At 64.0% G+C, this 21753-nt stretch carries 14 protein-coding genes and 3 pseudogenes; 11 read left to right on the forward strand and 6 right to left on the reverse strand.

Features of this window, described 5'->3' with window-relative positions; all coding sequences use genetic code 11:
- Positions 1–184 precede the first annotated feature (184 nt).
- Positions 185–931 carry an IS21-like element helper ATPase IstB gene (gene istB / locus ACRY_RS01755; RefSeq protein WP_011930761.1) on the reverse strand — a complete coding sequence of 249 codons (747 nt, stop codon included), beginning with the start codon at positions 929–931 and terminating at the stop codon, positions 185–187.
- Positions 932–948: 17 nt separating this feature from the next.
- Positions 949–2475 carry an IS21 family transposase gene (gene istA / locus ACRY_RS01760; protein WP_081432832.1) on the reverse strand — a complete coding sequence of 509 codons (1527 nt, stop codon included), beginning with the start codon at positions 2473–2475 and terminating at the stop codon, positions 949–951.
- A 480-nt stretch (positions 2476–2955) separates the two neighbouring features.
- Between istA and ACRY_RS01765 the strand changes: the two genes are divergently transcribed.
- From ACRY_RS01765 to ACRY_RS01795, 9 genes are all read left to right on the forward strand, one after another.
- Positions 2956–4209: an ISL3 family transposase gene (locus tag ACRY_RS01765; RefSeq protein ID WP_011930454.1), complete on the forward strand. Its 1254-nt coding sequence runs from the start codon at positions 2956–2958 to the stop codon at positions 4207–4209.
- 655 nt (positions 4210–4864) lie between these two features.
- Entirely contained in the window at positions 4865–4951 is an 87-nt protein-coding gene (locus ACRY_RS20545; protein ID WP_225487703.1) for a potassium-transporting ATPase subunit F, read from the forward strand.
- A 5-nt stretch (positions 4952–4956) separates the two neighbouring features.
- Complete coding sequence (locus tag ACRY_RS19490) at positions 4957–5097, forward strand: hypothetical protein (protein ID WP_155856319.1); 141 nt, start codon at positions 4957–4959, stop codon at positions 5095–5097.
- A 21-nt stretch (positions 5098–5118) separates the two neighbouring features.
- Entirely contained in the window at positions 5119–6816 is a 1698-nt protein-coding gene (kdpA, locus tag ACRY_RS01770; protein ID WP_011930762.1) for a potassium-transporting ATPase subunit KdpA, read from the forward strand.
- An 11-nt stretch (positions 6817–6827) separates the two neighbouring features.
- On the forward strand, positions 6828–8864 hold the full coding sequence (kdpB, locus tag ACRY_RS01775) for a potassium-transporting ATPase subunit KdpB (protein WP_011930763.1): 2037 nt from the start codon (positions 6828–6830) through the stop codon (positions 8862–8864).
- A gap of 15 nt (positions 8865–8879) precedes the next feature.
- A complete protein-coding gene (gene kdpC / locus ACRY_RS01780) occupies positions 8880–9479 on the forward strand; it encodes a potassium-transporting ATPase subunit KdpC (protein ID WP_007425088.1) in 600 nt (199 codons plus the stop codon).
- A 624-nt stretch (positions 9480–10103) separates the two neighbouring features.
- Positions 10104–11315: an outer membrane beta-barrel protein gene (locus ACRY_RS01785; protein ID WP_011930764.1), complete on the forward strand. Its 1212-nt coding sequence runs from the start codon at positions 10104–10106 to the stop codon at positions 11313–11315.
- Between the two features lie 289 nt (positions 11316–11604).
- The gene (locus ACRY_RS01790) at positions 11605–14208 is read left to right on the forward strand and encodes a sensor histidine kinase (protein WP_011930765.1); all 2604 of its coding nucleotides are present in this window, start codon (positions 11605–11607) and stop codon (positions 14206–14208) included.
- A complete protein-coding gene (locus tag ACRY_RS01795) occupies positions 14205–14900 on the forward strand; it encodes a response regulator (RefSeq protein WP_011930766.1) in 696 nt (231 codons plus the stop codon). Before ACRY_RS01790 ends, ACRY_RS01795 begins: the two co-directional genes overlap by 4 nt.
- A gap of 38 nt (positions 14901–14938) precedes the next feature.
- On the opposite strand, the pseudogene ACRY_RS01800 reads toward ACRY_RS01795, so the two are convergent.
- From ACRY_RS01800 to ACRY_RS01810, 3 genes and pseudogenes are all read right to left on the reverse strand, one after another.
- Positions 14939–15265 (reverse strand): annotated as a pseudogene (locus ACRY_RS01800) (transposase); the annotation flags it as partial.
- A 71-nt stretch (positions 15266–15336) separates the two neighbouring features.
- Positions 15337–18327, reverse strand: coding sequence for a Tn3 family transposase (locus ACRY_RS01805; RefSeq protein WP_011930768.1), 2991 nt, complete (start codon positions 18325–18327; stop codon positions 15337–15339).
- Entirely contained in the window at positions 18266–18925 is a 660-nt protein-coding gene (locus ACRY_RS01810) for a recombinase family protein (RefSeq protein WP_011930769.1), read from the reverse strand. Before ACRY_RS01810 ends, ACRY_RS01805 begins: the two co-directional genes overlap by 62 nt.
- Positions 18926–19465: 540 nt before the next feature.
- Here ACRY_RS01810 and ACRY_RS18670 point away from each other — a divergent pair.
- Positions 19466–19777: pseudogene (locus tag ACRY_RS18670) on the forward strand (ISKra4 family transposase); the annotation flags it as partial.
- A gap of 27 nt (positions 19778–19804) precedes the next feature.
- Here ACRY_RS18670 and ACRY_RS01815 read toward each other — a convergent pair.
- A pseudogene (locus tag ACRY_RS01815) lies at positions 19805–20053 on the reverse strand (hypothetical protein); the annotation flags it as partial.
- A 422-nt stretch (positions 20054–20475) separates the two neighbouring features.
- Between ACRY_RS01815 and ACRY_RS01820 the strand changes: the two are divergent.
- A complete protein-coding gene (locus tag ACRY_RS01820) occupies positions 20476–21450 on the forward strand; it encodes a recombinase family protein (RefSeq protein WP_011930771.1) in 975 nt (324 codons plus the stop codon).
- Positions 21451–21753 lie beyond the last annotated feature (303 nt).

The following is a 21753-nucleotide window of genomic DNA, read 5'->3' on the forward strand; positions in this document are numbered from 1 at the left end:
AACCCGCTGAAATCGCTCAACTATCTTTTGCGGTCAGGTGCGGATTCCGGAGAATTCGCCCATGGATTCCGATTTTAATTCGCCCACGATTCCGACGTTTATTCGCCCGGGGATTCCGAGATTTATTCGCCCGGGTAGCGGTCTCTGTGGCTGTTGATTTCGTTGCTCTCCTGTTCTTGTTGGGTCAAGCGGTTTTTGGGGTTTGCTTGCGGGTCTTGCGCAGGCTTTCACCGGTGAGTTCGATGCGGTGGGCATTGTGGAGCAGACGGTCGAGAATGGCGTCGGCGTAGGTCGGATCGCCGATCAGCTCATGCCAATGCGCCGGAGGGATCTGGCTGGTGATGATGGTGGCGCGACGGCCGTAGCGATCCTCGACGATCTCGAGCAGGTCGTGACGGGCGCTGGCGTCAAGCGGTGCAAGGCCGAAGTCGTCGAGGATCAGCAGATTGACGGTGCCGAGAGTGCGGATCATCCGGCCGTGCCGCCCTTCGGCGCGGGCGAGTGCGAGTTCGGTGAAGAGTTTCGGCGCGCGCTGATAGAGCACGCTCCTGTCATCACGACATGCCTTGTGACCGAGGGCGCAGGCCAGCCAGGATTTTCCGACCCCTGTCGGCCCGCTCAGGACGAGATTGTCGTGCGCGTCGATCCACTCACCCTGGATCAGCTTCTGGAACAGAGCCCGATCGAGGCCGCGGGCACTCCGGTAATCGACATCCTCGATTGCAGCGTCATGGCGCAGCTTGGCATGGCGCAGCCTTGTGCTCAACCGCTTGTCACGTCGGACGGTGATCTCGCGGTCGAGCAGAAGGCCGAGCCATTCGGCGTGACTGAGGCTGGGGGTTTCGGGATTGGCGTGCAGCTCGGTGAACGCGCGGGCCATGCCTGCAAGACCGAGCTGGTGGATCTGATCGAGGGTCGGATGGTTCAGCATGAGGCTTCTCCTTGTCATCAGTGGAAATATCCGCCGCCCCTGATGTTGGGGTGGCGGATCGGGGTGGGATCGGGACTGGCGGTGCCGGCGGCTCGCTCCAGCCGGTGATCGAGGATGGATTTGACCGAGCCGTAGGTCAGGGTGCCGATGGTGAGCGCGCGCTCGGCTGCGGCGTCGAGCCGGTCGGCGCCAACACTGCGGGCCAGGCGAAGGATGCCGATGCAGGCGCGGAACCCCTGCTCCGGATGAGGCCGGCGTTCGAGGATCAGGGTGCAGAGTGTCGCGACCGACGGGCCGAGCCGTGCGGCTTCCTGATGGATCCGCGCGATGGTCCAGTCGCCGTAACGCCGGTGGCTCGAGGGCATGTGCTCGGCGATCGTCGTGTGCTTGCCGTTGCCCGACCCGCGCGCATGCACGGCGATCCGCTCGCCACGGAGAAAGATCTCGACCGTGCGCACGGTGAACCGGGCCTCGACCTCGGCGCGGGCGTGCCGGTAGGGGACGGAGTAAAAATGCTTCTCGATCTCGACGTGATAATCGATGCCGACCCGCCGGCGCCGCCATTGCGCCAGCACATAGGGTTCGGCCGGCAGTTCCTTCAGCGCGGGACGATCGAGTGTTTCCAGCAGATGCCGTCTTGTCGCCCCCAGGCGACGGACGACCCGCTCCTCGTTCAGCCAGCGGCAGAATTCAGCGATCGCGGCATTCAGTTCGGCGAGGCTGTAAAATGCCCGGTTGCGCAGCTTGCCCAGCAGCCACCGCTCCGCCAGCAAAACCGCCACCTCGACCTTCGCCTTGTCACGCGGCCGCCGCGGCCGCGCCGGGAGAATGGCCGTGCCGTAATGGCGCGCCATATCGGTGTAGGTCCGGTTGACCTGTGGATCGTAGAGGCAGGCGCGGATGATCGCGACCCTGGCGTTGTCGGGCACCAGCAGCGCCGGCACGCCGCCAATTGCTGCCAGAGTGCGATTATGCGCCTCGATCCAGTCCGGCAGGGTCTGGGTCCAGGTCGCCTCAGCATAGGTGAAGCTCGATGCGCCGAGAACGGCGACGAAGATCTGGGCCGCACGCGTCTCGCCGGTGAGTCGGTCGATCACCACCGGCACCGTGTCGCCGGCATAATCGACGAACAGCTTCTCGCCCGATGCGTGGGTCTGGCGCATCGTCACCGGTAGCCGGGCTTCCCAGCTCCGGTAGAGCTCGCAGAACCGGCTGTAGCGATATCCGTCCGGGTGCTCGGCGATATACTCGTCCCACAGGATCGACAGCGTCACGTGCTTGCGCTGCAACTCGCGGCGGATACGCCCCCAGTCCGGCTCATCCACACGTCGATGCCCCGGCCGCTTGCCCGCCGAGCCTTCGAACAAGCGCCTTTCCAAGGCCGCTTCGGACAGCGCCAGAGCCCCTGGCCCATCGAGCCCGGCCGCCTCCAGTCGCCGCAGCGTCAAGCGCACCGTCGATGCCGCAACCCCGACCCGGATCCCTACCTGGCGGGTCGAAAGCCCCGCCATCCTCAATCTGACAATCTCGCGCACATCGCGCATCGCAATCCGCTCCACTGGCATTCATCCACTCCCTCGATCAGACAAAGGGAGGGAACCTGAACCAGCCAGCAGAGACCTCAATCCGACCCGGCCAACCCCGCCCGCCTGGGCGAATAAAAGTCGGAACAGGTGGGCGAATTAAGCCTCCTCGACGCCGCGAGTGGAACTTCGGCGGTTCCTGAAAGTGGCGTGACCACCACCGCAGGTAGCAGCCCTGCCACGCTGGGGCCAGTTTCTTGGTTCGGCTGGAGTGCCGTTTCTTCGTCCCGGCCTGATCGTGCGCGGGGCGTCGTGCACAGCCGCGGTCAAGAATGGCCGCAGGCCATCGCGTAGCGACGCGCAGCGTTCTTGACGGCGGCGAGCACGGCGCCAGTCTTGAGGCAGACGGGCCGAGCAGCCGCATCCCGCAGTCCGATCGCGCATTGGCGCGGCATGCGGTGCCAGCCCGCACGGGACACTCTGATTGCGCGGAGCACCGCCATGGCAAGCAGCGACATCTTCACCCTCGGCCTCGGACTGACCCCACCCTGGCGCGTGGTCGACCAGCGGTTGGAAACCGACTACCAGCCGCATGAGTTGCATCTGGCCGTCGCCGCCGACCCAGGCGCCCGCTTCCCCTGCCCAACCTGCGGCCGGCTGTGCAAACCGCACGACTGGAAGGAACTGAGCTGGCGGCACCTCAACTTCTTTCAGCACGCCTGCATCATCGAGGCCCGTGTGCCACGCACCGACTGTCCGGAGCACGGCGTACTCCGCATTGCTGTGCCTTGGGCACGTCCCGACAGCGGCTTCACGCTGTTGTTCGAGCAGGCCGCGCTGGCTCTGATGCGCGAGATGCCGGTTGCCGCTGCCGCGCGCATCATCGGCGTCACCGACCAGCGGCTGTGGCGCATTCTGCGGTACTATGTCGGCCGGGCGATCGAGCGGCTCGATCTCAGCGGGGTCGAGGCGATCGCACTCGACGAAACCGCGGCCAAGCGAGGCCACAGCTACGTCACCGTGTTCATTGACCTCGATGCGGCCGAGCGCCCGGTGCTGTTCGTCACCCCCGGAAAGGGTAAGGAATGCATGACCGCCTTCCGGGCCTTCCTGGCGGAGCACGGCGGCGAGGCCCGCCGCATCGCCGAGGTGGTGTGTGACATGTCGGCGGCCTTCCTTGCTGCTGCGGCGGAGAGCTTCCCGCAGGCCTCGGTCACCGTGGACTGGTTCCACGTCGTGCAGATCTTCACCACCGCGGTCGAGCAGGTGCGGCGCGCCGAGGCGCATCAGCACAACCTGCCCAAGGGGGTACGCTGGGCCACGTTGAAGCGACCGGAAAACCTGACCATGGCCCAGCGGCAGGCGCTCGACCAGTTGGAGAACAGCGGCTTCGCCACAGCCGAAGCCTATCGCGCCAAGGAGATGCTGCGCTGGGTTCGCCTGGCCGCAACGCCACAGGCCGCGCGCTGGCGGCTGACCAACTTCCTCAACCACGTCACCGCCCGGCTGGACGATCCCGACCACCTGCTCGATCCTGTTCGACAGGCCGTCGATACCGTACGGCGCAATGCCAAGCGGATCATTCGACGCTGGAAGTCAGGCCATTCCAATGCCCGCCTCGAAGCGCTCAATGGGCTGTTCCAGGCAGCCCGCGCTCGCGCCCGAGGCTATCGCAACACCGCTACCTTCGCGTGCATCATCTACCTGCTCGGCGCGCCCATCAACGCCATGCTCGACGTCTTCCATTCCACTTGAGACGTCGAAGAGCCCGAATTAATCTCGGAATAGGTGGGCGAATAAGTCCCGGAATCCCGGGCGAGTTAATATCGGAATCCCGGGCGAATTGAGCCCGGAATCAGCAGTCAGGCTCTCAGGCATCAAAGGCCAGTCTCAAGGGGCGACGCAAAATGGCCGCCTGGGATAACCGTTACATGGAGCAAGTGCTCACCGGCATCTTTCATGCGTAACCCCTGGGGCCGTGGGTCGGTCAGGTAATCGGCCACGCGCTGCACGCGGGTGGCGGCGCTGAAGATCGCGCGATGACAAGACAGCCAGGAGCATCCTGGCCGGCATACACTTCGCAGCCACCGCCATCTGACTCAAATGACCGCCGAGCTTAGAATTTTAATATTTTTTTTACAAAAAACTCCAAATTTTGACTCGAATTTATACGGCGTAAACCGGCATGATCTTGCGGTCCGGCAAGGTAACCTCGGTGGCCTTTGCTGCCATTTCGAACTTGTCGCAAGTGTTGGTTGAAGGGAATTATTAATGAATGACTTGTTGACAGTTCTTCTAGGCGTTGTGGTGTTTGGATTGTTCTTTCTTTACGTCCATGCATGCGAAAGAATATAAATGATGTATATCAGGTCGGTTTTGAGTAATATTTCCACGGTCTGGAGATCATATAGTGTTTGATTTCTTGATCGGTGGAACCGTTGCTGGATTAATTCTGATCTATCTCGTCTGGGCCCTTCTGCGCCCCGAGGATTTCTGAACACCATGCATCTGGCGGCGCACATCACTGGCCTGATCGCCGATGCCCTGATCTGCATCGGCAGTGCTTTCGCCATCGTCCTCGTCATCCTGTGGATGTGGCAGGTGGCACGCCAGGTTCTTCACCGGCATCCCCCCGAACAATAGCGTCTCCGAACGGAAACCCCCATGACCTTGCACGGAATAGGGTTCATCGCCCTCGCGCTCGCCCTCGTCTTCGGCGCGGCCTTTCCGCTGGGCGCCTATCTCGCCCGACTTTATCGCGGCGATCTGCGATTCCTCGCGGCGATCGAAGCGCCGATCTATCGCCTTTGCGGCATTGATCCCCAGCGCCAGATGGCCTGGGGCGCCTATGCGGTGGGCCTGCTGTTGCTCAGCCTGATCCACTTCCTGCTGCTCTACGCGATTCTCCGGCTCCAGTATTTCCTGCCCTTCAACCCCGAACACATCAGGGGCATGAGTCCGAAGCTCGCCTTCAACACGGCAGTCTCCTTCACCACCAATACCAACTGGCAGGCCTACGCGCCCGAGAGCCAGATTTCCTATGGCGCGCAGATGTTCGGCCTCGTCGTACATATGTTTATCTCCGCGGCAGCCGGGCTTGCCGCAGCGGGGGCGCTCATGCGCGCCTTCGCGAGCGGCGGCATTCGCACGCTCGGCAATTTCTACGTCGATCTCGTCCGGATCACCCTGTATCTCCTGGTGCCGATCGCCATAGTCGCCGCACTGTTCCTGATCGGCTCCGGCGTGCCGATGACGCTTGCTCCCTATGCCCATGTGCATGCCCTCGCGGGCGGGATGCAGACCATCGCCCGCGGGCCGGTGGCGTTGCAGGAGGCGATCAAGGAACTGGGCACCAACGGCGGCGGGTTCTTCAACGCCAACTCGGCGCATCCGTTCGAAAATCCGACGGCCTGGACGAACCTTCTGGAAATCTTTCTTCTTCTGGTCATCGGCTTCGCGTTGCCGATCGCCTTCGGCCATGTGGCGGGGCGGCGGCGCGACGGGCGGGCGCTGTTCGCCGTGATGGCGGTGATCCTCGCGTGCGGCATGGTGGGCGCCTATGCGGCGGAGGCGGCGAACAATCCGATCCTCGTCCATGCCGGCCTCGCGGCGCATCCCGGCAACATGGTGGGCAAGGAGGTGCGCTTCGGCGTGGCGCAGTCGACCACGTTCAATGTCGCGGCGACCGGGACCTCAACCGGCGCGGTCAATTCGTTCACCGACAGCTATCTCCCGCTGGGTGGCCTGGTTCCGCTGTTCATGATGCAACTGGGCGAGATCGCTCCCGGCGGCGTCGGCTCGGGGCTTTACGGCATCGTTCTCTTCGCGCTGCTCGCGGTGTTCGTCGCGGGGCTGATGGTCGGCCGGACGCCGGAATATCTCGGCAAGAAGATCGAGGCGCGGGAGATGAAGCTCGCGATGCTGGCAATTCTGGTGCAGACCCTGTTCATCCTGGCCGGAGCGGGTTTCTCGCTGCTGACCAAATCGGGGCTGGCATCGCTTGCCAATGCGGGGCCGCACGGTCTCTCCGAAATGCTCTATGGCTGGACTTCGGCCACCGAAAATAACGGCAGCGCCTTTGCGGGCCTTTCGGCCAACACGATGCTGCTCGATTACGGGCTGGGCCTGGCCATGCTGTTCGGCCGGTTCGCGGTGATGATCCCGGTGCTCGCGATCGCCGGATCGCTCGGCGCCAAGCCGAGGCTGCCGCATTCGGAGGGCACGTTTCCGACCGATGGGCCTCTGTTCATCGGCCTGCTGATCGGCGTCATCGTCATCCTGGTCGGGTTGCAGTTCATGCCGGCCGACCTGCTCGGCCCGATCGTCGAACATTACCTGCTGCTCGCCGGCAAGACCTTCTGAGGAGCGCTGACATGTCCCGCAAAGCCGAGACGATCGGGCTGTTCGATCGCGATATCCTGATCCGCGCGATACGCGATGCCTTCGCCAAGATGAACCCGCGGACGCTGATCCGCAATCCGGTGATCTTCGTGACCGAGATCATCGCCCTGCTGACGACGTTCGTCGGCATTCGCGAAATGGTTTCAGGCCAAGCCTGGGCTTTCTCGATCGTCATCGCGATCTGGCTGTGGATCACGGTGCTGTTCGCGACCTTCGCCGAGGCCGTCGCGGAAGGGCGCGGACGGGTGCGGGCCGAGAGCCTGCGGCGGGCGCGCAGCGACACGATGGCGAAGCGGCTGGATGATCCGGCGGATCGCGCCGCGTTCACCCTGGTGCCGGCGCCGCAGTTGCGGCGGGAGGATCTCGTGCTCGTCGAGGCCGGGGACCTGGTTCCCGCCGATGGGGAAATCGTCGAGGGTATCGCGAGCGTCAACGAAAGTGCGGTGACCGGCGAGTCCGCTCCCGTCATCCGCGAGGCGGGCGGCGACCGCTCGGCGGTGACGGGCGGCACCGAGCTCGTGTCGGACTGGCTGGTCGTCCGCGTCACGTCCGAGCCGGGCTCGAGCTTTCTCGACCGGATGATCGCCCTGGTCGAGGGGGCGGCGCGGCGGAAGACGCCCAACGAGATCGCGCTCGACATCCTGCTCGCCGGCTTGACCATCGTGTTCGTGATCGTGGTCGTCACGCTGCCCGGCTTCGCAGCCTATTCGCACACGCGGCTCGGCATCGCCGAACTCGCGGCGCTGTTCGTCTGCCTGATCCCGACCACGATCGGCGGGCTGCTCTCGGCGATCGGCATCGCCGGGATGGACCGGCTGGTGCGCTTCAACGTGATCGCGACCTCGGGCCGCGCCGTCGAGGCGGCCGGCGATGTCGACACGCTGCTGCTCGACAAGACCGGGACCGTCACCTTCGGCAACCGCATGGCCTCTGCGTTCCATCCGGTGCCGGGTGTGGATGTGCGGCGCATGGCCGAGGCCGCCGCCTGCGCCTCGCTCGGCGACGAGACGCCGGAGGGGCGGTCGATCGTGCGGCTGGCGCGGGAGGAATTCGGCGTCGATCCGGTGCTGCCGGACGGGGCGGAAATCGTGAAGTTCAGCGCGAACACAAGGCTTTCGGGCATCGATGCCGGCGAGCGGCACTGGCGCAAGGGGGCCGTGGACTCGATCCTCGACCTCGTGGGCGGCGCCGCGCCGGACGCCTTCGGCGCGGCGGTGGACCGCATCGCGCGCGCCGGCGGCACGCCGCTCGGCCTGATGGCGGAGGGCGCGCTGCTCGGCGTCATCGAGCTGAAGGACATCGTCAAGCCGGGGATCCGGGAGCGGTTCGAGGCGCTGCGGCGGATCGGCATCCGCACCGTCATGGTCACCGGCGATAACAGGGTGACAGCGAGCGTGATCGCCGCCGAGGCCGGTGTGGACGACGTGATCGCGCAGGCGACGCCGGAGGACAAGCTCGGCTATATCCGCAAGGCGCAGGCCGAGGGACGGCTGGTCGCGATGTGCGGCGACGGCACCAACGACGCGCCGGCGCTGGCGCAGGCTGATGTCGGTGTCGCGATGCAGACCGGCACGCAGGCGGCGCGCGAGGCGGGCAACATGGTCGATCTCGACAGCGATCCGACCAAGCTGATCGAGATCGTGCAGATCGGCAAGCAACTGCTGATCACCCGTGGCGCGCTGACGACGTTCTCGATCGCCAACGACATCGCGAAATACTTCGCGATCCTGCCGGCGATCTTCGCAGCGAGCTACCCGCAGCTCGGCGCCCTCAACATCATGGCCCTGGCCTCGCCGGAAAGCGCCATTCTCTCGGCGGTGATCTTCAATGCGCTGGTCATCGTCGTGCTGGTGCCGCTGGCGTTGCGCGGCGTTGCCTTCCGGCCGATGGGGGCGGCGGCGCTGCTGCGGCGCAACCTGCTGATCTACGGGCTTGGCGGCATCGTCACGCCGTTCGTCGGGATCAAGGTGATCGACCTGATCCTGAACAGTTTCCACATCTTCAGCTGATCGAGCGAGACCGTCATGTTGCGCGAACTCCGCCCCGCGTTTTCCCTTGTCGTCCTCTTCACCCTGCTGCTCGGACTGGCAGCACCGCTGGCCGTGACCGGGCTGGCGCAGCTCGTCTTTCCCTTCGAGGCGAATGGCAGCCTGATCCGGGTTCATGGACAGGCGGTCGGCTCGGCGCTGATCGGGCAGGATTTCCGGGGGGCGCAATGGTTCCATTCCCGTCCCTCGGCGCTGACGGGGACGAATGCGAAAGGCCAGACCATACCCACGCCCTATGACGCCTCGGAATCCGGCGCGTCCAATCTCGGGCCGACCAGCAAGGCGCTCGTCGCCCATGTCACCGCGCGGATCGCCGCCTATCGCAAGGCCTATGGTCCGGGGCCGGTGCCGGATGATGCGGCGACCTCGTCGGGGTCGGGGCTCGATCCGGACATTTCGCTGGCGAACGCGCTGCGGCAGGCGCCCGCGGTGGCGCGGGCGCGGGGAATGCCGGCGGCGACGGTCGAGCGCCTGGTGCGCCGCCTCGCGGTGCGGCCGGCGTTCGGCGTGATCGGCACCGCGCATGTCGACGTGCTGCGGCTGAACCTCGCTTTGGCCAGAAACAGCCAGAAATGACGGATTTCATGCTGCGATGCCGGATAAACGGAAAGCCGCCGTGGGCAAGAAAAGACATCAGATGCCGCACGTTCATTCGCTGGAAGTTGTGCCACGTATAACGATGCGGCTTTTCACGGTCTGGGCCATCATGTGGTTGATGGTATTTTCGATAGTCATATTTTATTTGATGAATAGGAAAATTGGCATAGGAGAAAAAAATTTACTGGAGTCAAGCATTTTGCCATGGATTGTTGTTTCATCGTCGATATTGATGAGATTGCTTTCGTTGAAAAGGCATATCAACACAAAATTTTTTTCTGATTATCTTTTCAGGATCGTTCAGCCATTTATTTCCATTATGGTTATCGAATATTCAATTTTATTTTTGACAAAATATAAGCCGATTTTTGTTGAAATATTTATTTGTTCGACGGTGTCCATCCTGACAATCATAATAAGTCTTGTTTCTTTAATACTGTTATCATTTTTTTCTTTCAAATTATACGGCGCCGAGCTTCCCAATCCATGGGAGTGACAAATCGAGATCAAATCGTATCGTTCTGGTTGTCGATCAAGGGCTGAATTTTGTTCCTTGGTAAAGCTTGCAAGGCAGCCGCGAAGCAAGAGCCTGAAGGAGGCATCATGAGTTTAGACCATTCCAGAACGCCCGGCCGGCGGAACCGCACGCGGCTGATCGCCGCCTCGTTTGGCGCGGCGATTTCGCTCTGCGCCCTGCAATCGGCGCAGGCATTCAATGGCCCCTCGGCGATCAAGATCGACGGCGGCCCGCTCGGCCCGCTCCAACTCAGCGGCGGCGCCGATGGCTACATGTACGCGCTCTCCGGCACCGGCAACAGCACGAACAGCGGTCTTCTGACCACCGACAAGAGTACCGGCGCCGAGTTCATGAACGGGCAGATCGAGGTCCAGAAGACCAGCGGCCTCGTGCAGTTCACCATCCAGGTCGGCTCGAACAACTCGCTGACCCTGGGCACCAAGCCCACGGCGACCTCGGTGCAGACCTTCTCCACCGGCCCGCTCTACGCCGGATATATCACGCTCGCGCCGACCAAGAACTTCTCGATCTCGGTCGGCCAGATCGGTTCGCTCGAAGGTTACGAGTCCGGCATCGACTGGAACAACGCCAACGTGCTGACGACCGACCTCTTCTATGTCGAAAATTCGCAGAGCCGCGGCGTTTCGGCGACCTACACGATGGGACCGGTCAGCGCCAGCGTGACCTTCGGCGACGGGTTCGACACCGGGGTGTTCAACTTCCTGCAGGGATTGGTCACCTACAGCTTCAACGACAACAACGCGCTTTCGGTGTTCGGCGCGACCAATCTGGGTCATACCGGCCTGCTCGCGAATACCTATGGCAGCGCCACAACGCCCTACAACCAGTCGACCGTCGGCTCCAATGGCGCCAACTATATCAACTCCACGATGATCGGCGGCTATTACAGCTACACGCATGGCAACCTCAACCTCGTGCCGGAGGTTCAGTATGTGTATGCGAAGCCTGACCAGAAGGTTGGCATCAGCAAGTTCACGAGCAATTTCGGCGCGGCGCTCTTCGCCGATTACGCGTTCGGCAAAAGCCCCTATTCGCTGGGCGGCTGGGTCGAGTATTTCAGCTCGAACGGCCCCGGCTTCTGGTTCCTCAACCCCGGAGCGCAGGGCTACGGCCTGTCGGTCACGCCGACCTGGCAGAACAAGAACCTGTTCGTCCGCGGCGATCTCGGCCTGCTGCATCTGACCAAGGTCGGCTATGCTGGCAGCACCGGCTACGGTGCGAACGGCACCGGGCGCAACCAGGCCACCTTCGTGGTCGAGGCCGGCGTGCTGTTCTGATTCCACCCTCGGCGCAATCGCGGAAAAATGGTGATCAGCAAATCACGTGTCCGGCGGCTATTATCCAGGCTCTGGAACATCATTGTTTCGGCTTGGAGAGAATCGCGCCATCCGCTTTAACCGAGCTCCGTAGATTTACCGGCGGCGCGTGGAAACAGGACGTTTGAGCATTTTTGTGAGTATCGATACTCAGGTTGAACCTCACCCTGGCGGGGCGCCGGAAGGCGTCAGGCGGCAGGGACCGGCGCCGGGACTTGCGCGCCTGCCGGAGATGGCGTGATCATCCCGCATGGGATCCGCATCGCCAGAGAACCGGCCCGACCCGGACGCGCTGCTCGCCCGCGCGAACAGTGACGGGCGCGGGCAGCTCAAGATTTTCCTCGGCGCGGCCCCAGGGGTCGGCAAGACGTGGGAAATGCTGGCCGCGGCGCGGCGGCGCTTCGAGACGGGAACGGATGTCGTCGCCGGCCTGGTCGAGACGCACGGGCGCGCCGAAACGGCGGAACAGCTCGCCGACCTGCCGGTGCTGCCGCGGCGGATCGTGCCCTATCGCGGCCGGCTGCTGGAGGAATTCGATCTCGATTCCGCGCTGAAGCGGCGGCCGGCGCTGCTGCTGGTCGACGAGCTTGCGCATGCCAACGCGCCGGGCCTGCGCCATGCCAAGCGCTGGCAGGACGTCGCGGCGCTGCTGGAGGCGGGGATCAATGTCTGGACCACGCTGAACGTCCAGCATCTCGAAAGCCTGAACGACCAGGTGGCGCGGATTACCGGCATCCGGGTGGCGGAAACGCTGCCCGACACGGTGCTCGGCCTTGCCGACGACATCGAGCTGATCGACCTGCCGCCGGAGGAATTGCGGACGCGGCTGAAGCAGGGGCTGGTCTACCGGCCGGATGTCGCGCGGCGGGCGCTGGGCGGCTTCTTCCGGCCGGGGAATCTCGCCGCGCTGCGCGAGATGGCGCTGCGGCGGGTGGCGCAGCATGTCGATCGCGACATCGCCGCCTATATGCGCGCGCAGGCGATCGCAGGGCCCTGGCCTGCGGCGGAGCGGGTGATGGCGGTGGTCGAGGCCGGCGAGGCGGCGGAGCAGGTGGTGCGGCACGCGTCCCGGCTGGCCGAGGCGCTGCGCGCGCCGTTCTTCGCCTTCCATGCCGAGCGGGCGGCGACCGGCATGGCCGTGCAACCGGCGCTCGATCTCGCGATCCAGCTTGGCGGCACCGTCGAGACGACGACGAACGCGGATGTGTTCGCCGCCCTGCTCGATGCGGCGGCGCGGCAGAACGTCGCGCATATCGTGATCGCGCGCGGCCGTGGTCGGTGGCGGTGGCGGCGCGGCCTTGCCTCGCGGCTTGCGCGGGGCGCGCGGGCCTATGCGCTGCATGTGGTTCCCGATCCCGCGGCGAGCCGGCCGGCGCCGCCGCATCGCGCGCCGCCGCCGAAGCTGATGCCTTTCGGTATCAGCCTCGGCATCATGATCGTCACGACGATCGGCGGGTTCGCCTTGCGCGGCGTGCTGCCGGCCGAGGCGATGGGGTATGTTTTCACTGCGATCGTCGTCGGCATGGCGAGCCTGTATGGCCGCAGCGTCGGCATCTTCGCGGCGCTGACCGGCTTCGTGCTGTGGAATTTCTTCTTTCTCCCGCCGATCTACACGCTTTCGGTGACCAACCCGCGGGATGTGACCGCGCTGTTCGCGTTTCTCGTCGTCGGCGTGCTGACCGGCTCGCTGGCAGGGCGGGTGCGGGCGGAGGCGGAGACCGCGCGCACGCGGATCGAGGCGCTGCGGCGGATCACGCTGTTCGGCCGCGCGCTGGCGCAGGTTTCGGACGAGGCGGGGCTGGCCGCGGTGGTGGAAGCGGAGGCGCGGGCGCTGGCCGGCGAGGCGGTGCTGCTCCTCGCACGGGGCGACGGGCTGCCCCGCGCCGGCGGGTTCGACGAGGCGGCGGTGGCGGCGGCGGAATTCGCCTGGCGCAATCGCGTGGCCACCGGCATGGGCACGACGACGCTGCCCGCATCGGCCTGGCGGTTCCAGCCGCTGGCGACCGAGGCAGGGGCGATCGGCGTGCTCGGCGTGCGGCCCGAGACCCCCCCGGCCGAGCCGGTGATCCAGACGCTCAGCGCGCTCGCCGACCAGGCCGCGCTGGCCGCCGAACGGCTGCGGCTGGCCACCAGCGCGGCGGAGGCGCGGGCGCATGAGTCGACGCAGCGCCTGCGCACGGCGCTGCTCTCCTCGCTCTCGCACGACCTGCGCACGCCGCTGACCGCGATCCGCGGCGCGGCCGAGACGCTGGCGGAAGCGGATGGCGAGCTGCCGGAAGCGACGCGGCGCGACCTGCTGGCCAGCATCGTCGAGGATGTTGGGCGGATGACGCGGTTTCTCGCCAACATCACCGGGATGGCGCGGATCGAGACGGGCGAGATCGTTGCCCGGCACGAGAAGGTGGATCTTGCGCCGGTGGTGGAACACGCGGTGGCGCGGGTGAAGGAGGCGTTCCACACCGCGGTCAACATTCCCGAAGACGCGGCCACGGTGCGCGCCGATCCGGCGCTGCTGGAACAGGTGCTGGTCAATCTGCTGGAGAACGCGGTGAAATACGGGCCCGAGGGCGGGGCGATCTCGGTGTTCGCGCGGCGCGCGGGGGACAGCGTCGTGCTGTCGGTCGCCGATGAGGGGGTGGGAATTCCGCCCGAGGATCTGCCCCATGTGTTCGACAGTTTCTTCCGGGTGGTGCGGGGCGACCGCGTGGCGCCCGGCACGGGGCTGGGGCTGGCGATCGCGCGGGCCTTCGTCGAGGCGATGGGCGGGACGATCGCCGCCGAGAGCCCGCGGCGCGACCTGCCGGCGGACGGACTGCCGGGAACGATCATCCGCGTGGAGCTGCCGGTGCCATGACCGAGGCGAAGCGGATCGAGACCGGCCGCGTGCTGGTGGTGGATGACGAGCCGCAGATCCACCGCTTCCTCAAGCCGGCGCTGGAGGCGGCGGGATATGTCGTGCTGCGGGCGGAGCGGGGGGCGGAGGCGTTGCGGCTGGCGGCGACGATGGTGCCGGACGTGATCCTGCTCGATCTCGGCCTGCCCGATCTCGACGGCCAGGACGTGATCGTGAAGCTGCGGGAATTCTCGGATGTGCCGGTGATCGTGCTTTCGGCGCGGGACCAGGAGGCGCAGAAGATCGCGGCGTTCGACGCGGGAGCGAACGACTATGTCGAGAAGCCCTTCGGCCTCGGCGAGCTGCTCGCGCGCATCCGCAACGCCTTCCGCCTGATCGCGACCGGGCAGGGGGTGCCGACCGAGGCGATCGAGATCGACGGGCTGCGGATCGACGAGGCGGCCCGCAGCGTCAGCCTCGACGGCGCCGAGATCCATTTCACCAAGACCGAATTCCGGATCCTGGCGGCGCTTGCGCGGCATCGCGGCAAGCTGGTGACGCATGACGACATCCTGCAAGCTGGCTGGGGCGATCTTCAAGAGTATGATCGTGCATATGTTAGAATATACATAAGATCAATCCGCCAAAAATTAGGTAAATTTGCTGATAATCACTTGAAAACAAAATCAGGTCTAGGATATATTTTGATATAGATATAATCTATATGAATTTTTTTCAGAAAAATACCTGCTTACCCAGCATTTTCAGCCAATTTCAGCAGCCGGTATGGCATGGGCGGTGTGTGAGCGGCGGCCCATCCGAGGCGTGGGATCATGCTGGCGAGGTCGTAACGGCGATTGAAGCGGTATTCGAACTCGGCAAGGTATCGGGGCACGTGCTTGCTGCTGATCGCCCGGTAGGTGCCGACGATGGCGGATTTGATATTGCCCAGTGCCGTGTTGACCCATTTGAACGTCGGACTTCGAGCGGCGGCCGGCCCACTGCCGGTACGGATCACGTCATGCGCGCATCCAGCATCGCTGACGTGGCCGAAATAGGCGAGGCCATCGCTGACCACGGCGTCGAAGCCGAGGGGCCCGAAGTAACGGAACGCTCCGCGGTGTAGCATAAGCGGACAAAGTGGGAACATCAGGCTGCGTGGGTGGTCGTGTCGTGGATTGGCCGGAGCGGCCGCAATCCGGCATGGTTTTCCGACGATTTCTGTTTGGCGCTCCAGATGTAGTCGCCGGTCAGGTTCACATGCTCCCAGCCGATCGGCGAGAGATGCCTGAGGAGGGTTCCGGGCACATCCTCGACCTGGCGTAGGGCCTGTATGGCTTGCGCGAGATAGCGTGTGTTCCAGAGGATGATAGCGGTGACCAGGAGGTTCAGGCCAGATGCTCGATGTGTCTGGTTCTCGAAGGTCCGGTCACGGATTTCGCCGAGCCGGTGAATGAAGACGGCGCGGGCCAGGCTGTTGCGGGCCTCGCCCTTGTTGAGTTCATGACTGCTTTCACGGCGCAGGCCCGGATCTTCCAGCCAGTCGAGGGTGAACAGCGTCCGCTCGAGACGGCCGAGTTCGCGCAGTGCCGCGGCGACGGCGTTCTGTCGTGGGTAGGCGGCGAGTTGCCGCAGGATCACCGACGCGGACACCGTGCCGGTGCGGATCGAGGTGGCGATCTTCAGGAGATCGGGCCAATGGGTGCGGATGAGATCGACGTTGATGCGGCCGGCGATCATCGGCGCGAGCGTCGGATAGGCTGCCGGTCTGGCAAAACTGTAGAGACGCCGGTCTTTCAGATCGGGAATTCTCGGCGCAAACACGTATCCAAGTAGGGCGCACAGGGCAAAGACATGATCCGACACCCCGCCGCCATCGGTATGGTGCCGGTGCTGACGTGGCGGCGCATCGCCGTGATGATCGAGCAGGCCGTCGAGGACATGCAGGGCTTCGCTGGCGGTTGCGGCGATCACCCTGGTATGGAACGGCGCGTAGCGATCGGAGAGATGGGTGTAGAATTTCAGACCCGGTTCGGGGCCATAGTGCGCATTGATCCGGCTCGCATCACGGCCAGAACCGCCGGCGCGGAAGAACTGCCCGTCCGAGGATGAGGCGGTTCCCGACCCGAAGAGAGCGGCGAGCGGCTCGCGGCTCTGGTGTTCGACCAGGCGGCGCAGCGCCAGGGCGTAGGTCTCGTCGCGGATGTGCCAGTCAGCGGTCCAGGCGAGCTGGCCCAGACTGGCGATGCTGCAAGCTTCGGCCATCCGGGTCAGGCCGAGATTGAGGCCATCGGCCAGCAGCCCCGCCATCAGAACCCGGGGGTCAGCGGCGGCTTCGCCGGTGCGCAGATGGGTGAAGCAATCCGGGAAGCCGGTCCAGCCGGCCACTTCCGTCAGCAGGTCAGTGATCCGGATGCGGGGCAGCGCGGCATAGAGCTTTGCTGCCAGCGCTTCGGCCTCGGGCGGAGTCGATTTTTCGATCGGTGTGATTCTCAGCACGCCCTTCTCGATCGTCACATCGGGAAGCAGCCCGCCCCGGGCACGGATGTCGATCTCGGCCAGCCGCGCATCCAGCCAGGTCCGCCTGGTCGCGATGAAGCGCTCGAAGTCGGTCTCGACAGCGACCGGAATGCTGGACTCTTTTTGCAGGACCTGAAATGTTTCCCTGGAGATCAGCCGCTCCTCGAAGGCCCGATATTGCCGGCTGCCGGCAACCCAGACATCGCCGGCAGCAAGGCGCTGACGCAATTCCGCCAGGACGCAGAGTTCGTAATAACGCCGGTCGATGCCGTGTGCCGTGAGGACATGACGCGCCCAGCGCGGCCGGACAAAGGCGGTCGGCGCTGACTTGGGCAGCGTCGAGGCTCCCGCGCTGTTCATGGCGCGCAGCATGGCGATCGCGCGCATCAACGACGCCGCGGCGGGAACACCCTGAAACTCGAAAGTGGCCAGAAACGCCGGCGCCCAGCGCCGAATGCCGGCATAATGTTCGCTCAGCACCTCGTAGGGATCGAAATCTTCCGAACGAACCAGAGTTTCCGCTTCCATAACGGTCGAGCAGAACCGGTCCCAGGGTATCACCTTGTCAATCGCCGCGAAGGGATCGCCCTGGCCGGCGCGCGCGGCCATCAGGGCGGCGCCGATCCTCGCATAAAGCCGGACCTTCTCGTTGATCGCCCGGCCTTCGGCCTGGAACGCCCGGGCATGTCGGCCTTCCGCCTTGCGGAACATCGCGCCGATCAGCCGTTCGAACAGAGTGATCGCCTGATCCGTCAGGCGGGCCGACAGATCGAGATCGATCGCGGTGAGCACGGCATGCCGGCGCCGGCGCTCGTAGCCAGCAACATGCTGCACCGTGGTCCGGCCGGCCTCGCGAACGAGCTGGGCGAGCCGGGATTGATTGATCCGGCGACCGCGCGCCGGATCAATGCCGATTGCCCGGATGTGCTCCAACCGCTCGATCACCCCGAGCATGGATGCCGGCTTTGCCGATTCCGGGATCTGGCGCAGCCAGGCCAGCCAGCTCTGGCTGGTGTCCAGACGCCGCTCCGTCAACGCATCCAGCCGACGCCGCTGATCGGCGGACAGACCCTCGGTCAGCAGACGCTCGATTTCCCGGCGCGCGCGGTATCGAACCTCGATGCAGAGCCGCTCGAGCTGCGCCGGGCGAGGTAGAAGAACCCCGCGACCGCGGCACTCTTCCAGCACCAAAGCCGCCAGATCGACCAGCCGGTCGGTTTCCAGTGCATGCGCCAGCAGCCAGTCGGCAAGGTCTGCCGCCACGCGCGGCCCCCATGGCCGCAACCCGAGGCGATCCTGCAAAGCCGCTGAATGCCGGCGTCGATTTTGATCCACCCTCAGATAAGCACCGAGGGAATCCGGCAAGACGTCGATCTGTGTGGCGACGAACGAGACCAGGGCAGGATCGGGTATCTCGCCGGCATGGAGCGGCCGGCCGGGATACCGCAGGTAACAGAGCATGAGAGCCAGACCGAGACGATGGTGATCGCCCCGACCGCGCCGGATCATTGCAAGATCAGTAACAGACAGCGTGTAGTGACGAATTATGCCGCGTCGATCAGTCGGCGGGTCGAACAGCTGTGCGATCTGTTCCCCGGTCAATATCCGTCGATGACCCACTGGTCCCTCCCTCCTGCCTGTTGAGGATAGGAGACCAGCCGATCCGTGCCAGAGAGTCGACCAGCGTACTCCGCGAAATGCCGAAAGTGCGGCAGACCGACGCTTTCGTGGCACCAGCGTCCAGCGCCGCGATCACCGCCGCCAGCTTCTCGGCATCGATCGCCACCGGTCGGCCACCACGCCTGCCGCGCCGACGGGCGGCCGCCAGACCTGCCTGCACACGCTCCTGGATCAGCGAACGCTCGAACTGCGCCAGAGCGCCAAAAACATGAAACAGGAATTCCCCCTGCGGCGTCGTGGTGTCCATCTGCTCGGTCAGCGACCGGAAGCCAACGCCACGAGCCCTGAGGCTGTTCACCGTCTCCAGAAGATGCGGCAGCGACCGGCCGAGCCGGTCCAGCTTCCAGACCACAAGGCAATCGCCGGATTTCAGATAGGCCAGTGCCGCAGCGAGACCCGGCCGATCGCGCCGGCTGCCCCCGGCACGATCCTCGAACAGATGCCGCTCATCGACCCCGGCACCGAGCAGGGCATCGCGTTGCAGGTCGAGCACCTGTCGGTCATTGTCGGTCGAGACGCGCATGTAGCCGATCAGCATGTACGGAAATCCCCTTCGAGACGGTTTCCGTATACCATACCATTCCGACGGTGTTTTCCGTACATGATTCGGCAGGAAATCCGGGATTTTTCGGCGGGTCTCGGACCACCGACGGAAAACATGTGTTTTCCGTCATCGCGCGATCCCGGCCTCAGAACCGCGCTCTCCGCTCAAACCCACAGAAAACCTCGATCCCAACCAGTCAACGTTCCCACTTTGTCCGCTTATGCTACAGCCTAGGGCGTTTCGTTACTTCAGGCCCGAGGGCAGAAAGATCCATCTCCCGTCAGAAACGCGGCATTACCCCTACCATCCGCCGCGAATTGGGGTCGCCGCACGATTGGTTCAAAATTGCACGTTAAGGGAAAAGCTAACAAAATCAGGGGCTTTCAAAAACGCCCGTTTGTGCATGAAAATGCCGAACACGGCGAAATCTGGTTTTTTCCTTTTCATAACCCTCTTTCAAAATCGGGTCGAAAGGTAAGCGCCATACGAAATGGCGCTTACCGTGCAGTTTCTGACAAATCGTGCGACGACCCCAAGTTCAAACGCGCCGCACATGAGTTCGCTGGCTATATCGCCAGCAACGCCGGCAGCCTGATCAACTATGGCGAGCGGTTCCGTTCGGGCGAGCGCATCTCCTCCAGCTTGGCCGAGAGCACAGTCAATGCCGTCATCAGCAAGCGCTTCGCCAAGCGTCAGCAGATGCAATGGACCAAGCGCGGTGCCCACCTGCTTCTGCAGGCTCGGACCCGAACGCTCGACGGCACCCTACGGCCTCTGTTCGAGCGCTGGTACCCAGGGCTCGCTAACGACAACGGAAATGGCGCAACTCACCCCGCCGCGGCCTGATCACCCCACACTTCCTGATGGTCTCCTGAGATAGGGGTCCATCCGCAACCGCACACCTTCCAGCAGCGCTGCGAGATGCCATGGTTCGATTAGCTGACCATCTGCCCCGGCCTGCCGGCGCACGGCGTCGAGCCGGAACCGGAAAAGGAACGCACTGCTCAAAGGGTGCATTGTCAGGGCTTGGTCCAGCCGGGCGAAGCTCGCCGAGGCCCGTTCCAGGGCGGCGAATAGCCGTCGGGGCGGTTCAGTGAGCTCCGGCCTATCGAAGATATCCATTTCTTCGCACCTTTCCTCATCTCGTTTGTGGCGATTTTTTTATGGCTTTAAATCAATTATATAGAGCGTTTTTACCGAAAAATTTGATCATAGAACTTGATAACCATTTTTTTTCATGTGCCAGGCGTCGCCATCACCGCCCGGCTCGCCGCTTATCCGATGACCAGCCCAACGCGCCCCCGAGATTCCGTGGTTCCGGGTGTTTGAAATAGCGGCGCTGAGGCGTCTGCCACGGCGCTTTGGGCCCGCAATCCTCGCCAGGCCAGCTTTGCATCCAGCCGCAACCTGTTCTGGCTGATTGGGAGGGATCGGCCTGTGGTTGTTGCCATCTGCTGGCCGGCGATCTGGCAACCTTTACAAACGACCGTTTATCGATCTCATATTCAATTGTAAAAATAGCATCCGACAGGAGTGTGACCGCCGTGAAGCCGCCAAAGCGTCGAAATGTCCCCGCGACAGGCCGGCTGATCGGCTACGCCCGCGTGTCAACCGATACCCAAGGTGCCGATCCGCAACTCGATGAGCTGCGCGCCGCCGGATGCACCATTATCCACGAAGAGCACGCCTCCGGCGCTGATCGCGGCCGGCCGGTATTAATGCGCCTGCTGAAGGAAATCCGCCCCGGAGAAACTCTGGTGGTGGTGCGGCTTGATCGTCTCGCCCGCTCTGTCAGCCACTTGCTTGCCGTCATCGAGCAGCTGGAAACCGCAGGGGCGCATTTCAGGAGCCTGCGCGATCCGATCGATACCACAACACCGCAAGGCATGTTTTCCCTGCAGGTGCTCGGCGCCGTCGCGCAGCTCGAGCGGGCACTCATCGCCGAGCGCACTAGGGCCGGCCTGCTTGCTGCCCGCAGCCGCGGACGTATCGGCGGCAATCCGGGCCTGCGCGCGCGTGACCCGGAAGCCATCCGCAAGATCAAAAAGAGTCGCGATGCAGGGTATCTCAACACAGTGCTCGCCCAGGTCGACGCCTGGCTACCGACCGTCCGCAGGATGCGGCCCGACCAGCCCTGGGGGGATGTTGTCCGGGTTCTCAACCGCGGCCAGGCCACACCAGCACATCACGCTTCCGGCAGAATCTGGACCGTCGAGCGACTGCGCCGCACCGTTCATCGGCTCGTTGCAGAAGGTTTGGCTGACCGCACCCTACTGGGTCGTGCTCCTCCACAGCGGAGTGATGACCGACTGGTACGCCTGGTTGCTGGCATCAAGACGGCGGCACCTGGCCATACCCTGCAGCAGATCGCCACTCAGCTCGAGGCCATGCGTGAGCGCACCCCTCGGGGTGGCACACGCTGGCATCCATCTTCGGTCAGGCACTTGCTCATCAGGGCCGAGCGCCTCGGCTTACTCGCCACACCTATCGACCACACCGCCACTACGCTCCAGTCTTGAGCCTCCCGATTTAGCTGGCAGGGGCACAATCTCCTTGTTACACTTAGTTAGCTATGACCTCCTCTCCGCCAAATATCGAGACAACCAGCGCGAGTCAGATCTATCAACATGCCTCGCTCCAACCGAGCCATCCGCAATATTCCGCTTCTGACGCGTGGCTCGAACCGGTGCAGTTGGCTCTGTTCCCAGAGCAGGTCAGCCTCACCCGGATCCGCCCCGAACATAACGAAAAGCGGTACTATCCGGAATTATGCATGAAGGTTGGCGAGCATAGCGTAGTCCATTGATTCGATGTAAGAATTT

It is taken from the genome of Acidiphilium cryptum JF-5, from assembly GCF_000016725.1.
GTDB lineage: Bacteria > Pseudomonadota > Alphaproteobacteria > Acetobacterales > Acetobacteraceae > Acidiphilium > Acidiphilium multivorum.

Excerpts from the sequence above, each read along its gene's own strand:
- istB (WP_011930761.1), bottom strand. The coding sequence starts at position 931 with ATGCTGAACCATCCGACCCTCGATCAGATCCACCAGCTCGGTCTTGCA.
- istA (WP_081432832.1), bottom strand. The coding sequence starts at position 2,475 with ATGCGCGATGTGCGCGAGATTGTCAGATTGAGGATGGCGGGGCTTTCG.
- ACRY_RS01765 (WP_011930454.1), top strand. The coding sequence starts at position 2,956 with ATGGCAAGCAGCGACATCTTCACCCTCGGCCTCGGACTGACCCCACCC.
- ACRY_RS19490 (WP_155856319.1), top strand. The coding sequence starts at position 4,957 with ATGCATCTGGCGGCGCACATCACTGGCCTGATCGCCGATGCCCTGATC.
- kdpA (WP_011930762.1), top strand. The coding sequence starts at position 5,119 with ATGACCTTGCACGGAATAGGGTTCATCGCCCTCGCGCTCGCCCTCGTC.
- kdpB (WP_011930763.1), top strand. The coding sequence starts at position 6,828 with ATGTCCCGCAAAGCCGAGACGATCGGGCTGTTCGATCGCGATATCCTG.
- kdpC (WP_007425088.1), top strand. The coding sequence starts at position 8,880 with ATGTTGCGCGAACTCCGCCCCGCGTTTTCCCTTGTCGTCCTCTTCACC.
- ACRY_RS01785 (WP_011930764.1), top strand. The coding sequence starts at position 10,104 with ATGAGTTTAGACCATTCCAGAACGCCCGGCCGGCGGAACCGCACGCGG.
- ACRY_RS01790 (WP_011930765.1), top strand. The coding sequence starts at position 11,605 with ATGGGATCCGCATCGCCAGAGAACCGGCCCGACCCGGACGCGCTGCTC.
- ACRY_RS01795 (WP_011930766.1), top strand. The coding sequence starts at position 14,205 with ATGACCGAGGCGAAGCGGATCGAGACCGGCCGCGTGCTGGTGGTGGAT.
- ACRY_RS01810 (WP_011930769.1), bottom strand. The coding sequence starts at position 18,925 with ATGCTGATCGGCTACATGCGCGTCTCGACCGACAATGACCGACAGGTG.